14 protein-coding genes are annotated in these 14,058 nt (G+C 52.2%); 13 read left to right on the top strand and 1 reads right to left on the bottom strand.

Annotation, left to right across the window (positions count from 1 at the left end):
• A partial coding sequence (locus tag ABYT30_RS08300; protein ID WP_373095967.1) for a hypothetical protein occupies positions 1–488 on the bottom strand: 488 nt, incomplete at its 3' end.
• Positions 489–858: 370 nt separating this feature from the next.
• Between ABYT30_RS08300 and ABYT30_RS08295 the strand changes: the two genes are divergently transcribed.
• From ABYT30_RS08295 to ABYT30_RS08235, 13 genes are all read left to right on the top strand, one after another.
• Complete coding sequence (locus ABYT30_RS08295) at positions 859–1,734, top strand: CoA transferase subunit A (RefSeq protein ID WP_373080740.1); 876 nt, start codon at positions 859–861, stop codon at positions 1,732–1,734.
• 23 nt (positions 1,735–1,757) lie between these two features.
• Positions 1,758–2,561, top strand: coding sequence for a CoA-transferase subunit beta (locus ABYT30_RS08290; RefSeq protein ID WP_373080741.1), 804 nt, complete (start codon positions 1,758–1,760; stop codon positions 2,559–2,561).
• Between the two features lie 94 nt (positions 2,562–2,655).
• Entirely contained in the window at positions 2,656–3,735 is a 1,080-nt protein-coding gene (locus tag ABYT30_RS08285; RefSeq protein ID WP_373080743.1) for an NAD(P)H-dependent flavin oxidoreductase, read from the top strand.
• Positions 3,732–4,484 carry an enoyl-CoA hydratase family protein gene (locus ABYT30_RS08280; protein ID WP_373095965.1) on the top strand — a complete coding sequence of 251 codons (753 nt, stop codon included), beginning with the start codon at positions 3,732–3,734 and terminating at the stop codon, positions 4,482–4,484. The genes ABYT30_RS08285 and ABYT30_RS08280 overlap by 4 nt, the downstream gene beginning before the upstream one ends.
• A 99-nt stretch (positions 4,485–4,583) precedes the next feature.
• Positions 4,584–5,756, top strand: coding sequence for an acyl-CoA dehydrogenase family protein (locus ABYT30_RS08275; protein ID WP_373080747.1), 1,173 nt, complete (start codon positions 4,584–4,586; stop codon positions 5,754–5,756).
• 168 nt (positions 5,757–5,924) lie between these two features.
• Positions 5,925–6,980, top strand: a complete 1,056-nt coding sequence (locus ABYT30_RS08270) for an acyl-CoA dehydrogenase family protein (RefSeq protein ID WP_373080749.1) — start codon at positions 5,925–5,927, stop codon at positions 6,978–6,980.
• A gap of 116 nt (positions 6,981–7,096) precedes the next feature.
• On the top strand, positions 7,097–8,245 hold the full coding sequence (locus ABYT30_RS08265; RefSeq protein WP_373095964.1) for an acetyl-CoA C-acetyltransferase: 1,149 nt from the start codon (positions 7,097–7,099) through the stop codon (positions 8,243–8,245).
• A gap of 96 nt (positions 8,246–8,341) precedes the next feature.
• The gene (locus ABYT30_RS08260; protein ID WP_373079900.1) at positions 8,342–9,226 is read left to right on the top strand and encodes an SDR family oxidoreductase; all 885 of its coding nucleotides are present in this window, start codon (positions 8,342–8,344) and stop codon (positions 9,224–9,226) included.
• A gap of 39 nt (positions 9,227–9,265) precedes the next feature.
• Positions 9,266–9,805 (top strand): YfaZ family outer membrane protein, encoded by a 540-nt coding sequence (locus ABYT30_RS08255; RefSeq protein WP_373079901.1) that lies wholly within the window; start codon positions 9,266–9,268, stop codon positions 9,803–9,805.
• 80 nt (positions 9,806–9,885) lie between these two features.
• On the top strand, positions 9,886–11,040 hold the full coding sequence (locus tag ABYT30_RS08250) for an acyl-CoA dehydrogenase family protein (protein ID WP_373079903.1): 1,155 nt from the start codon (positions 9,886–9,888) through the stop codon (positions 11,038–11,040).
• A gap of 109 nt (positions 11,041–11,149) precedes the next feature.
• Complete coding sequence (locus ABYT30_RS08245) at positions 11,150–12,340, top strand: acyl-CoA dehydrogenase family protein (RefSeq protein ID WP_373079905.1); 1,191 nt, start codon at positions 11,150–11,152, stop codon at positions 12,338–12,340.
• Positions 12,341–12,445: 105 nt separating this feature from the next.
• Positions 12,446–13,234, top strand: a complete 789-nt coding sequence (locus ABYT30_RS08240; protein WP_373079906.1) for an SDR family oxidoreductase — start codon at positions 12,446–12,448, stop codon at positions 13,232–13,234.
• Positions 13,235–13,340: 106 nt separating this feature from the next.
• Positions 13,341–14,058: beta-ketoacyl synthase N-terminal-like domain-containing protein (locus tag ABYT30_RS08235; RefSeq protein WP_373095962.1), on the top strand; the 718-nt coding region annotated here is incomplete at its 3' end.

Below are 14,058 nucleotides of genomic sequence, written 5' to 3'. Positions count from 1 at the left end.
TCAATTTTCAGTGCTTGGGCGTGCTTGATGGGGCACCAATACTGTTCGGTTCTGCCCGCGACTTCCGTCACGTAAGCCATTAGGCCATTGAAATATCCGCAATAAAGACAGTTGGCTCTTTCAATTAGATTTAGATAAGCCAGGTGCTTGCGGTCGAACATGATGTAGTCGCCACGCTTTACTTTAGGAATACCGTAAACAGGAAAACAAGCGCCTTGGAATAGGCTAACAATAAGGTCCAAAAAAACCGCAGGGAAGATGCATAGCCAAATTACGGGGGCCGTGAGTAAGTGTTTGAGCTTAGAGCGGCGCAGGTATTGCCCTAAATGCATCACCTGCTCGCGATGTCGAGCGCGGATCTCTTCTGTGAAGTGAATGCCTTTTTCGCGAATCTCATAGGTCTGAATGCGGATCTTCTTGATCTCGTCCTTCAATTCCTTTTCGAGCTGGTGGATCTGGGCGGAGAGTTCATCGATGCGCTTCGACATAGGGACTTGCTCCTTAATGCATGGGCAGTGGGCCAAGCATGACACAGATGGAGCTGTGGCGTCTTGAGCTGTCACGGCAAGCGTGTTTGCTTTCCAGCTGTCGGTAGATAATTTCCCGTCATCTACCCCTTCCCTTGCTTTCTTGTGTTGAAGGCCGCTGCTGTCAGAGTGGGTTGTATGCTCGCTGGGCATCGCCCCTTGCTGTCCCTACACCTCCCAATGTGAAGTTAAATATTGCAATAATTAATGTTTTGCGCATTTAAAAGGTGTTATATTTACGTATATCGTAATTCAAGCAGGTTGGTAGCTTAGTTTTAGGCCACTTGCGATTACAGGTCTTTCCCGTTGTGGGTGAATAAAAGGAGTACTCGTGAATAAGCAAATGAGTCTGCAGGAAATGGTTGGTCAGTTGCGAGACGGCATGACTATTGGCATTGGTGGCTGGGGTCCGCGCCGCAAGCCGATGGCAGTGATTCGCGAGATACTTAAGTCCGATCTAAAAGATCTCACAATTGTCGCTTACGGTGGCGCAGATGTCGGCATGTTATGCGCCGCGGGTAAAGTGCGGAAGCTGGTATTTGCTTTTGTGTCCTTGGATTTTATTCCTCTTGAGCCGTATTTCCGGGCCGCCCGCCAAGGCGGTGAGTTGGAGGTTATGGAAATCGACGAGGGCATGATGCTCTTAGGTTTGCGCGCCGCAGCCTGGGGTTGTCCATTTATTCCGACCAAGGTGGGCCTAGGCACCGACGTTATTAAATTCAATCCCGACATAAAAGTGATCGATAGCCCCTACGACGACAAAGAGTGGGTCGCCATGCCGGCGCTTAAACTTGATGCCGCGTTAGTCCACGTTGATCGCGCTGATGTGCGTGGTGTTTGTCAGATCAAAGCACCGGATCATCATATGGATGACTGGTTTGTACGCGCAGCCGACAAAACCTATGTGACGTGTGAAGAAATTGTCGACGCCTCAGCCTTCGCCGACCCCGTCGAAGCGCGCTCGGTTTTCTGGGAACGTAATTTCACTACCGGCGTTGCACTGGTGCCCGGTGGCGCGCACCCCTCATCGTGCAGTCCCAATTACGGCTTTGATATTCCCCATTTCCAAGAATACAACGCCTCGGCCAAAGAGGGTGGTTTTGCCGCCTATTTTGACAAATACATTAAAGACAGCAGCGAAGAAGAGTATCAGGCCAAAGTTGGCGGCTTAGATGCCATTCGTAAACTGCCCCAGCCCGTCTATTAATCGGTTAACAGGAGAGAATTGAAATGAGTACACCTGCAAGCGATTACAGTTTGGCGGAATTGATGATTTGCGCTAATGCCCAGGCCTATGCCAATGACGGCGAAGTATTGGTTACCGGCATCGGCGTTTTGCAGCGCCTTGCGGCAAGCCTAGCGATGTTGACTACCAATCCCGGCATTATGATGACCGACTCGGAAGCGTGGATATTATCCACGCCGAATCCCGTCGGTAAACGCCCCGCCGATTTTGTGCAAATGAACGAAAACTGGATGGGCTTTAGCCGCATTTTTGACAATGTGTGGAGCGGTCGTCGTCACCTTACTGGTGGCCCGACGCAGATTGATCGTTTTGGTCAGTCGAATATTTCTGCCATGGGCGGCGACTACCAAAAGCCCAAAGTGCAAATGTTGGGTGTGCGGGGTTTCCCCGGTAACTCTATCTGCCACGCCAATAGCTATATGGTGCCTGCTCATGGCAAGCGGGTCTTTATCGAAGGTGAGTGCGATGTGGTCTGCACCATCGGCTATAACCCCGAGCGCCTGCCCAAGGGCTATAGCTTCGACGAGATTGATTTGCGCTGCGTCTACACCAATTTGGGTGTGTTCGATTTTAACGGCCCGAATCGCCAAATGCAGATTGTGAGCCTGCACCCCGGTGTTAGCGTAGAAGAAGTGATCGAGAACACTGGCTTTGAGGTCCATGTTCCGGCAACGGTCGCGGTCACTGCCGCGCCCACCGAAGAGCAGTTGGCGATTATTCGACAGATGGACCCACACAATATGCGCAGCAAGCAGTTGAAGGATAATCCGCCGGGAGTGCGGGCTTGATACTGGAAAACGCTGGACGGGAGACGGGAGACGCTAAGGCCTGTTTCTGCGTCTTCCGTCTCCCATCTAGCGTAACGCGAATAAGGTAAAGCCCATGTCAAACTTACTAAACACCCGCATCACCGAGCTTCTCGGCTGTCGCTACCCTGTAATTCAAACGGCGATGGGCTGGGTGGCTGATCCTAATCTGGTGGCGGGGACTGGCAATGCCGGTGGCTTTGGTTTTCTGGCGGGGGCGACAATTCCACCGGCGCAAATGGAAGCCGATATTCTCAAAGTAAAGTCGCTTACGGATGCGAACTTTGGGGTGAACTTTCATATGTATCAGCCCAATGCCGCAGAGATTGTCGACCTCGTCATTAAGCACAAGGTCAAAGCAGTAAGTTATTCCCGCTCGCCGGGTAAAGAAATGGTCGCCAAATTAAAAGACGCCGGTGTGGTGTGTATGCCAACCGTCGGTTTGCCTAAGCACGCTATCAAAGCCGTGGAAATGGGGGCGGATGCAGTCACGGTTCAGGGTGGCGAGGGTGGCGGTCACACAGGTTCGGTACCCACAACATTATTATTGCCCCAGGTGGTTGATGCCGTGGGCGCAAAAGTGCCTGTGCTCGGCGCGGGCGGATTTAAAGATGGTCGCGGCTTAGTTGCGGCTATGGCTTTCGGGGCCGATGGCATTGCCATGGGCACCCGCTTTTTATTAACGAAAGAAAGTCCGGTTCCGGATGCGACCAAGCAGCGCTATCTCGATTGCAAAAACCCCGCAGAAATTATCGTTTCTCAAGCACTCGACGGTATTCAGCAGCGCATGATTCTCAACCGGTTTTTAGGTGAGTTAGAGCGCGCTGGCAACCTCAAAAAATTAGTGATCGCACTGCGCAATGGTTTGGCATTTCGTAAATTCACCGGCGCCAGTATTTTTGGTCTACTGAAATCAGCGCTGGCAATGAGTAAAGACGGCGATCTTACGCCAGCGCAAGCCATTATGTCGGCCAATGCACCCATGATCATTCAAAAAGCCATGGTTGATGGCCGGCCTGATGACGGGGTTTTACCATCTGGTCAGGTAGCTGGCGTCATTGATCAAATATTGAGTTGTGAAGAATTAATTAGCGGTCTAGTAGCAGAAGCCGAGGCCCAATTACAGCGTCTGTGCACGCAGGGAGCAAACCAATGAGTCTGCCATTTTCTACCCGTATTGATAGCGGCATTGCCGAAGTTATTTTTAATCATCCGCCCGTTAATGCCTTTAACAGTGCGGGTTGGTTGGCGATTGCCGCCGAGCTAAATGCCTTGGGTGAAAACCCGGATGTACGCGCCATTATTATTGCCGCCGAAGGCCGTGGCTTTTGCGCCGGCGTCGACATAAAAGAATTGGCCGCCAATAGCGCCATGATCACCAAAGTAAACAAAGGTAATTACGATACCTTTAAAGCGATTCACCGCAACCCTAAGCCGGTAGTTGTAGCTGTTCATGGCTTTGTTTTGGGTGGTGGTATTGGCATTAGTGGTGCAGCGGATGTGCTAGTTGCCTCCGAGTGCGCGACTTTCGCGGTGCCCGAAGTGGATCGCGGCGCCATGGGCGGCGGCGCGCACTTGCAGCGCATGTTCCCTGTGCAAAAGGTTCGCTACATGTACTTCACTGGTGAGCCTATCGACGCACAAGAAGCCTACCGCTTGGGTGCAGTTGAAAAGGTTGTTCCCCGTGACCAGCTGCTTGATGCCGCCAGAGACATCGCCCGCAAAATTGCCGGGAAATCACCGCGCATGGTGCAGCTTGCAAAAGAAGCACTTAACGGCATTGAAGACGGCAACCTAGAAGATAAATACCGCTGGGAGCAAGGCTTTACCCAAGAGGCTTATGCGGATCCAGATTCCCAGGAAGCTAAAGATGCGTTTGTAGAAAAGCGCGACGCGAAATTCTAAGGTAATGGGAGATGCGAGACGGGAGACGGGAGATGCAAAAGAACGTGATTTTGCGTTTTCCGTCTCCCGTCTAGCGTACTGCGAATAACGGGATACAACATGCAACTCGAATACACCGAACAACAAAACGCCTTCCGCAAAGAGGTCCGCGCTTGGCTGGCGGCTAACGTGCCTACAGAGCCGCTACAGAGCTTCGACACCGAGCTTGGTTTTCAGCAGCACCGCGAGTGGGAGGCCAAGCTCTACGAAGGTCGCTGGGGCATGATTACCTGGCCGGAAGAAATGGGTGGTCGCGGCGCCGATTTATTGCAGTGGCTAATTTTTGAAGAAGAGTATTACGCCGCGCGGGCGCCGCTGCGGGTAAACCAAAACGGTATTTTCTTGCTTGGCCCAACCTTAATGGAATACGGCACTGACGAGCAGAAAAAGCGCTTTTTAAATGGCATGGCGACGGGTAAAGATATCTGGTGTCAGGGTTGGTCTGAGCCCAATGCTGGTTCCGATATGGCGGCCATTCGCTCCACGGCAACATTGAGCGAAGACGGTAGCCATTACATTATCAACGGCCAAAAAACCTGGTCTACCCGCGCGGTTTGGGCGGATTGGTGCTTTGGTATGTTCCGCACTGATCCAGCCTCAGAGCGCCATAAAGGCCTGACTTTTATTCTAGTGCCGCTAGAGACTGAAGGCATTACCGTGCGCCCAATACCCCAATTAGATGGCCTGCCGGGGTTTGCCGAAATATTTTTTGATAACGTCAAAGTCCCTGTCGACTGCCGTTTGGGTGGCGAAGGTGAAGGCTGGGGTGTGGCCATGGCCACCGCCGGATTTGAACGTGGCTTAATGCTGCGTTCCCCGGCGCGCTTTCAAGAAACGGCTAAGCGTTTGGTGAATTTGTACAAAGCCAATCAAGCGTCAGCTGATCAGGATCCCGCCGTACGCGACGCCGTATTGCGCGCCTATATGGATGCCGAAGCCTACGCCTTAACAACCTATCAAACCGCCTGTCGCTTAATACAGGGCGGCAAAATTGGCGCAGAGGCGTCGACCAATAAAATATTTTGGTCTGAGCTAGATCAGCAAATGCACGGCTTGGGATTGAAAATTTTGGGTGCTCGCGCTGAATTGCTGCCCCATGCGCCGGATGCCGGTGAAGTGGGTAGTTGGTTAGACGGCTGGTTGTTTGCGCAGTCGGGGCCGATATACGCAGGTACCAATGAAATACAACGCAACATCATCGCCGAAAGATTGCTGGGAATGCCGCGGAAGTAACGCAGCGATCTTTTTGCACGCTGGCTGCGTTAAAAATATGCTCGGTTGGTCACGTATTAAATATACGCTCTCGCCCTGCGCGTATTTTTGCCTTGCCAGCGCACAAAAATCTGCGCTGCTTGGTTTGGTAATTGGTGAAGAGCGAAAGTAAATAGAATAGGTGACGGAATGGATTTTACATTTAGCGAAGATCAATTGTTATTTCAGGAGTCGGTAAAAGACTTTCTGATTAATGAAGTGACGCCAGAAACAATCCGCGCCGCTTGGCAGACGGATACCGGTCGCAGTGACGGCCTTTGGCAGCAGTTTGTTGAACTGGGTTTAACAGGGATCACTGTGCCAGAAGCCTTTGGCGGCTTGGGTATGAATGAATTGGATTTTGTGCTGCTGGCCCAAGAGGCGGGTTATGTTGCTCTCTCAGAACCTTTGGTGCATAGCGCATTGGTCGCTGTGCCGACTATTTTACAATTAGGCAACAGTGAGTTTTCAGCCCAATGGTTGCCGAAAATTGCGGCAGGTGAAGCCAAGGTCGTGGTTGGTTTAGCGGTGAATGCTCTGGTAGAAGACGCGCATATTGCTGATTTACTGATTCTGGAAAAAGGCGGCGCCTTGTATGCCGTAACGCCAGCGCAGGCAAATCTGCGCTATAACGAATCGATAGACCTTGGCCGTAAATTATTTGCGGTGGAGTTTGATGTTGCGGCGGCCACAAAGCTCGCCGACGGCGAAGCAGCTCAGCAAATAATTAACGGAGCACTGAATCGTGGCGCCCTTGCCGCAGCGGCGCAGGCGCTCGGCGCAACTCAGCGCATGATCGATATTTCGGTGCAGTACACCTCAGAGCGTAAGCAATTCGGTGTGGCTATCGGCACTTTCCAAGCCGTGAAGCATCATATGGCCAATATCGCTTATAAACTCGAATACGCCAAAACCCCGGTGTACCGCGCAGCCTATGCACTGGCCAATGACCTCGGCAGTGCCGAGCGCAATGTCAGTCACGCCAAAATTGTCGCCTGCGAAGTCGCCGATTTAGCAGCAAAAAACAGCATACAAGTCCACGGCGCCATGGGCTACACCTGGGAAATGGATTTACATATTTTTATGAAACGCGCCTGGGCGTTGAGCAGCAGCTACGGCACTGCGGGATTTCATAAACAGCGTTTAGCGGCGTATGTGTTTAGTGAAGGCGCGCTGCTGGGTGCGGGGAATACCTTTGCAGCGTGAGTTGCTTGGTCGGATGTCTGCCGTCGGACGTCGGACGCACGTCGAGCCCTATATAAACTAGTAATTACACGTCAGACATCAGACCTCCGACGTCCGACTAACAAAGAGGAACCATCATGGCCGAAGCCTATATCGTTGATGCAGTACGCAGTCCCACCGGACGCCGTAAAGGTGGCCTTGCTCATGTGCATGGCGCGGATTTGGGCGCTCATGTTTTAAAAGCCATCGTCGAGCGCAATGGTATTCCCGATAATGAGTACGACGATGTGATCTTTGGCTGTGTCGACGCCATCGGTCCATTGGCTGGGGATATTGCCCGCAGTGCGTGGCTGGCAGCTGGTTTGTCTGACGAGGTGCCGGGCACCACGATCGACCGCCAGTGTGGTTCCTCGCAGCAATCGGTGCACTTTGCAGCGCAGGCCATTATGTCCGGCACCATGGATGTGGTGGTCGCTGGTGGCGTACAGACCATGACCCAGATTCCGATTTCGTCGGCAATGACCGCGGCGATTCCCATGGGCTTTAGCGATCCGTTCTCGGGTTCAACTGGCTGGGTAGCGCGCTACGGTGCCGAGCCGCCAACGCAGTTTAAATCGGCACAAATGATTGCTGATAAATGGGGTTTTTCTCGCCGCGATCTTGAAGAGTATTCTTTCGAGTCTCACCAGCGGGCCTTGCGTGCGATTGCTGAAGGCCGCTTTGACCGCGAGATCATCCCCTTTGGCGATGTCAACATGGATGAGACGCCACGCAACTCCAGTCTAGAAAAAATGGCTGAGCTGGATTTCCTTTTCGGCTGCGACAAAGTTACCGCCGCCGTATCGAGCCAGACCTGTGATGCGTCCAGTGCAATGTTATTGGTCAGCGAGGACGCGCTAAAGCGCTATAACTTAACGCCCCGCGCTCGAATTCATCATATCAGCGTGCGCGCCGACGACCCGATTTGGATGTTAACAGCGCCGATTGCCGCAACTGCTTACGCCTTAAAGAAAGCCGGTATGTCGATGAAGGACATTGATCTTGTTGAAATCAATGAAGCCTTCGCGTCCGTGTCTATGGCCTGGTTAAAAGAAACCGGCTACGACCACGCTAAAACCAATGTTAACGGCGGCGCCATCGCCCTTGGTCATCCACTGGGTGCCACCGGCACCAAACTTATGACCACGCTATTGCATGAGCTCGAACGCACTGGTGGCCGCTACGGCCTGCAGACGATGTGCGAAGGCGGCGGTCAGGCGAATGTAACAATTATCGAGAGACTTTAGTCGGACGTCAGAAGTCGGGTGTCGGACGAGTTGGTTTAGCGTCAGACGTCAGACTTCCGACATCAGACCCAGCATCAACATAAAGGATTCGGAACTATGGGTATTTGTGACAACAGAGTGGTGATTATCACCGGTGCAGGTGGCGGCCTTGGTGCGGCACATGCCAAAGTTTTTGCCGCCGAGGGCGCCTCGGTTATTGTGAATGATATTAATGAAGACGCTGCCAAAAAAGTCGTTGAAGAGATAACCGCAGCCGGTGGTAAAGCTGTGGTGAATACCTCTGATATCACCAATTATGACGACAGCTTGAATGCAGTTAAACAGGCCATTGAGACCTACGGTGATCTGCATATTGTTCTGAATAACGCCGGTGTGAACCGCGACCGTATGTTTGCCTCAATGACGGAAGCCGAGTGGGACACCATTATGGCGGTGCACTTAAAAGGTCACTTCTGTATTACATCCCACGCGGTGCACTACTGGCGCGGTAAGTCTAAAGAAGGCAAAGCCGTGGATGCCCGCATTATCAATACGACCTCGGGCGCTGGTTTGCAAGGTTCCGTTGGCCAGTCGAATTACGCTGCGGCTAAAGCGGGTATTGCGGCACTGACCTTGAATCAGGGCGTGGAATTGGCGCGCTACGGCATTACTGCCAATGCGGTAGCCCCGGCGGCAAGAACCAATATGACCACCTCCGTTGAAGCCATGGCCACACGTATGGCCAAGCCCGAAGACGGTAGCTTTGACTTTTTTGCCCCAGAGAATGTGTCTTCGCTGCTGGTATGGCTCGGTAGTAGCGAGTCGGCCCACGTCACTGGCTGTGTGTTTGAAGCCGAGGGCGGGAAAATATCCCTAGCAGACGGTTGGCGCAAAGGCCCCGAAGTGGATAAAGGTGATCGCTGGGCGCCCAGTGAAGTGGGCGGTGCAGTAAAAACCTTGCTAGAACAGGCAGTTCCGGCTCAGAAAGTGTATGGTAGCTGATTTTATCCTTGGATCTTAGTTAACAGGAGAATCACCACCATGAAAGCCCCTTTTATTGCAGCTTTAGTTTTGGCTACCGTGAGCAGTTCAGCATTCGCTGGCGGCGTTGCATTTCGTTTCGGCGATGAGACCTTTGGGGTGTCAATCGCCGGCGATATGAGCCCAGAAAGCAGTGTACAACTGGATTGGCTGCACCATGACGACGATGCCGATATGGTGGCCTTAGGCTTGTATGCCAACGGCCAGCGCGGCTCGTTAAGTGGCCGAGTCGGTGCCAAGGCGATAGGCCTAGAAAACGACGACTCGGATTTTAATGGCGGCGCTGTGGCCTTTGGTGGCGATTTGAGTTTGCCATTGAACGAAATCGTTCGGCTGCGCGGTGGCTTGTATTACGCACCAAAGTCCACTGGGTTTGGCGATATTGAAGGCTATGACGAGTGGTCCTTGAGCGCCGAGTTTAGTTTGTTCCAAAATTCAGCGATCCAAGTTGGCTACGGCAGTATGGATTTTGATGCTGAAACGGGTAAAAAAATCGAATTTGAAGACGGCGTTTTTGTACGCTTGCAGTTGCGCTTGTAACGGTTAAGCACTTATTTCGTAGGAAATAAGTGCTATTTACAGCGAAGCTGTGAAAGCCGCCGTCGTGTCTCGGAGACAGTATGGATTTCGCATTTACTGAAGAACAGCAAATGATACGTGATACGGCGGAGGCTTTTTTAAAAGCATCGTCTACTAGCGCGGCGATACGAACTGCGATGGCCAGCGAGTCGGGTTTTGATCCCGCACTGTGGCAAAGCATTTGCGATGATATGTATTGGCAGGCTTTGCATATCCCCGAAAACTACGGCGGCATGGGCCTAGGCTATGTTGAATTGGTTGCGGTGCTGGAGCAAATGGGTCGTTACCTACTTTGCGCGCCATATATGTCAAGCGTTGCCATGGCGACCAATGCGCTATTGATCGCGGGTACGGACGCACAAAAAGAACTGTATTTACCCCAAATAATTGAAGGCAAAATTGCTACTTTAGCATTCAACTCGGCAAGCCGAGACTGGGATGCGAGTGCCGTGACAGCAACCTACCGCCGCGACGGCAATGACTTTGTTCTCAACGGCAATTACCGCTACGTGCTCGATGGTCACAGTGCGGACTTCATGGTGTTTGCTGCAAGAGAAGAGGGTAGCGCCGGTGAAAAGGGCATAAGCCTATTTGTTTGCGCCACGGATCAAAGCGGCATTTCACGAGCTAGTTTGCCCACCATGGATCAAACCCGCCGCCAGGCCACCGTAAGCTTAAGTGATGTGCGTCTTGATAGTAGCGCCCTTATGGGAGCTGCTGGGCAAGCGGGTGCACAACTCAATAAAATTCTTGATCTCGCTACAATCGCTTTAGCCGCTGAGCAAGCCGGCGGCATGCAAGAAGTACTGGATATTACCGTGGAGTACAGTAAAAGCCGCAGCCAGTTTGGCCGCAGCATTGCCGGATTCCAAGCGATTAAGCACAAAGCCGCAGACATGATGTTACGCAGCGAAGTGGCCCGCTCAGCAGTGTATTACGCCGCCTGTATTGCAGACGACGCGCTTGCCAATGGCCCACTCGCAAATGAGTTAAGTGAAGCGGCCAGCATCGCTAAATCCCATTGCTCTGAAGCGTATTTTAAGAATGCTGGCGAAGCGCTACAGATTCACGGCGGCGTGGGCTTTACCTGGGAATACGACGTGCATCTGTATTTTAAACGCGCTAAAGCGAGTGAACATTTTCTCGGCGATAGCGGTTATCACCGCGAGCGCGTGGCGAAGATACTACTTGATTAGTCGGACGTCTGAAGTCGGATGTCGGAGGAAAGCAAATAGCGGTGTTTTATCTTCCGACGTCAGACACCCGACGTCCGACGCGCTTGTAAACTAATTTGAGCATGACATTATGAAACTACAATTCAGCCCTGAAGACGAACAATTCCGCGCCGAGATCGCAGGCTGGCTGGCAGATAATTTAGTCGGTGAGTTTGCCCAGCTGAAATTCCGGGGCGGTCCAGGTGATGAACATATGTTCCCTGAGGAGCGTAAGGCTTGGGAGCGCAAACTCGCCGAAGGCGGTTGGACCTGTGTGGGCTGGCCGAAAGAAGTCGGTGGTCGGGGTTTATCCATTGAGCAACAAGTGATCTTTTTTGAAGAATATGCCCGCGCGGGTGCACCTGGACGTATGGGGCATATTGGTGAGGGCTTGGCGGGGCCGACCCTGATTGCCTTTGGTAGCGAAGAGCAAAAACAAAAGTATTTGCCTGGCATTTTGTCCGGCACTGAGTATTGGTGTCAGGGTTATTCTGAGCCAAGCGCCGGGTCAGATTTAGCCAATGTGAAAACCAAGGCCCGCTTTGACGAGGCCAGTGGTAAATGGTTAATCAATGGCCAGAAAGTTTGGACGTCTTTAGCTCACGAGTCTGAATACTGCTTTGTTATTGCTCGAACCGATCCTGAATCGAAAGCCCATAAAGGCTTGGGTTTCTTTCTGGTTAAAATGGATCAGCCCGGCATAACGGTGCGGCCTATAGAGCAAATCACCGGGACCTCTGAATTTAACGAAGTCTTTTTTGACGATGCGGAATGTGCTGCTGATGATATTGTCGGCCAGCCCGGTGACGGCTGGAAAGTGGCCATGGGCCTGCTGGGCTTTGAGCGTGGCGTGTCGACTTTGGGCCAGCAAATGGCTTTTCAAAATGAACTGAACGAAGTCATTAAACTCGCCAAAGAAAATGGTACAGCTAAGGACCCGCTCATTCGCCAGCGCATTGCCGACGCCCATATCGGCTTAAAAATTATGCGCTATAACAGCTTGCGTATGCTGTCGGGCGGTAGCGACGGCAGCCTGCAAAAAGAAGCCCTGATTTACAAATTGTACTGGGCCACTTGGCATCGCGACCTCGGTGAACTCGCTATGGATATCCTCGGCCCCGAAGCTGATATCCTCGCCGACGCCCCCTATGAATTAAATCGTCTGCAGTCCTTATTCCTGTTCACACGCTCAGACACCATCTACGGCGGTACTAACCAAATTCAGCGCAATATTATAGCCGAGCGGGGCTTGGGGATGCCGAAGGAATTGAGGCCTGTTTAAGTCGGGTGTCTGGCGTCGGAGGTCTGACGGTAAGTGAGAACTGTGAATTTTTATTTTAGCGTTTGACGTCAGACATCTGACTTCCGACGAGCAATGGAGTTAACAATGAACATCAAAGTCCCAGAATACGTTAAAGGCCACGGCTTATTAAAAGGTAAGTCAGTACTCATTACAGCGGCGGCAGGCGCCGGTATTGGCTTTTCGGCGGCGCAGCGCGCCATTGAAGAAGGTTGCCGGGGTATCGTGATTTCGGATATCCACGAAGGCCGTTTGAATGCCTCGGTTGAAAAATTGAAAGCGGAAACCGGTTGTCAGGAAGTTTACGGCAAGGTCGGTAATGTTGCTGTTGAAGACGACGTGCAGGCACTAATCAATACCGCCGAGGAGTTACTGGGCGGCGTCGATGTGCTGATCAATAACGCGGGTTTGGGCACTACAAAACTGCTTATCGAGATGGAAGACCCCGAGTGGAATAAGGTCATCGATGTGACCCTCAACGGCACCATGCGCATGACCCGTTACATGATGAAGGTCATGAAAACCCGTGGTGAGGGCGTTATCGTTAACAATGCCTCGGTACTCGGTTGGCGCGCCCAAAAAGAACAAGCCCACTACGCTGCAGCCAAAGCGGGAGTAATGGCCCTGACCCGCTGCGCCGCCTTAGAAGCCGCTGATTTTGGTGTGCGCATCAATGCGGTTGCGCCGTCATTGGCTGTTCACGCCATGTTGAAAAAATCTGCACCAGAAGAATTGTTAGCAGAACTGGAGGCCCGTGAAGCCTATGGCCGGGGTGCTGAAGTCTGGGAAGTAGCAAATATTATGATGTTCCTCGCCTCTGATTATTCCAGTTATATGACTGGAGAAATTGTAAGTTGCTCGTCACAGCGAGCCTAATGTTCGTCAGACGCCTGACGTCTGACGTCGGACGTCTGACGATTCAGCGCCTGATTAAATATTGCGAAATAAACGCAAAATCAAATTTCAAAAAGGATACAAAACCATGAGAGAAGCTGTCATCGTTTCCACCGCCCGTACTGGTATGGGCAAATCATTTCGCGGTGCCTTAAACAACACCGAAGCCCCTGCTATGGGCGGTCATGTGGTGCGCGCAGCGGTAGAGCGTGCGGGCATTGATCCGGCGTCGGTTGAAGATGTTATTTTTGGTGCTGCGGCCCAGCAGGGCACTCAGGCTTATAATCTTGGCCGTTTGTGTGCGGTGGCTGGCGGCCTTCCAGATAGCGTTCCGGGCATGGCGATTGAGCGGCAGTGCTCTTCAGGTTTAATGTCTATTGCCTGGGCCGCTAAGTCAATTATGTGTAATGAAATCGATATCGCGGTAGCCGGTGGTTTGGAGTCGATTTCGCTGGTGCAAACTAAGCACAAAAATGCTTTCCGCAATGTCTCCCAGACGGTCTTGGATATTGATCCCACTGCCTATATCCCGATGATTGAGACGGCCGAAATTGTAGCCGAGCGTTATGGCGTCAGCCGTGAAGCTCAGGATCTGTACTCCCTGCAAAGCCAACAGCGGGTTGCGGCAGCGCAGCAAGCGGGCCTGTTTGCCGACGAAATAGTGCCCTTTAAGGCCAGCATGTCGGTGTTCAATAAAGAAACAAAAGAGACCACATTCAAAGATGTGCTGTTGGAGAAGGACGAATGTAATCGCCCTACGACCACGCTTGAAAGTTTGTCGGCGCTGGAGCCAGTCTGGAAAGACG

The sequence above is a fragment of the Zhongshania sp. genome (assembly GCF_041623545.1).
GTDB lineage: Bacteria > Pseudomonadota > Gammaproteobacteria > Pseudomonadales > Spongiibacteraceae > Spongiibacter.
This window is presented reverse-complemented; position numbering and strand designations above follow the sequence as displayed.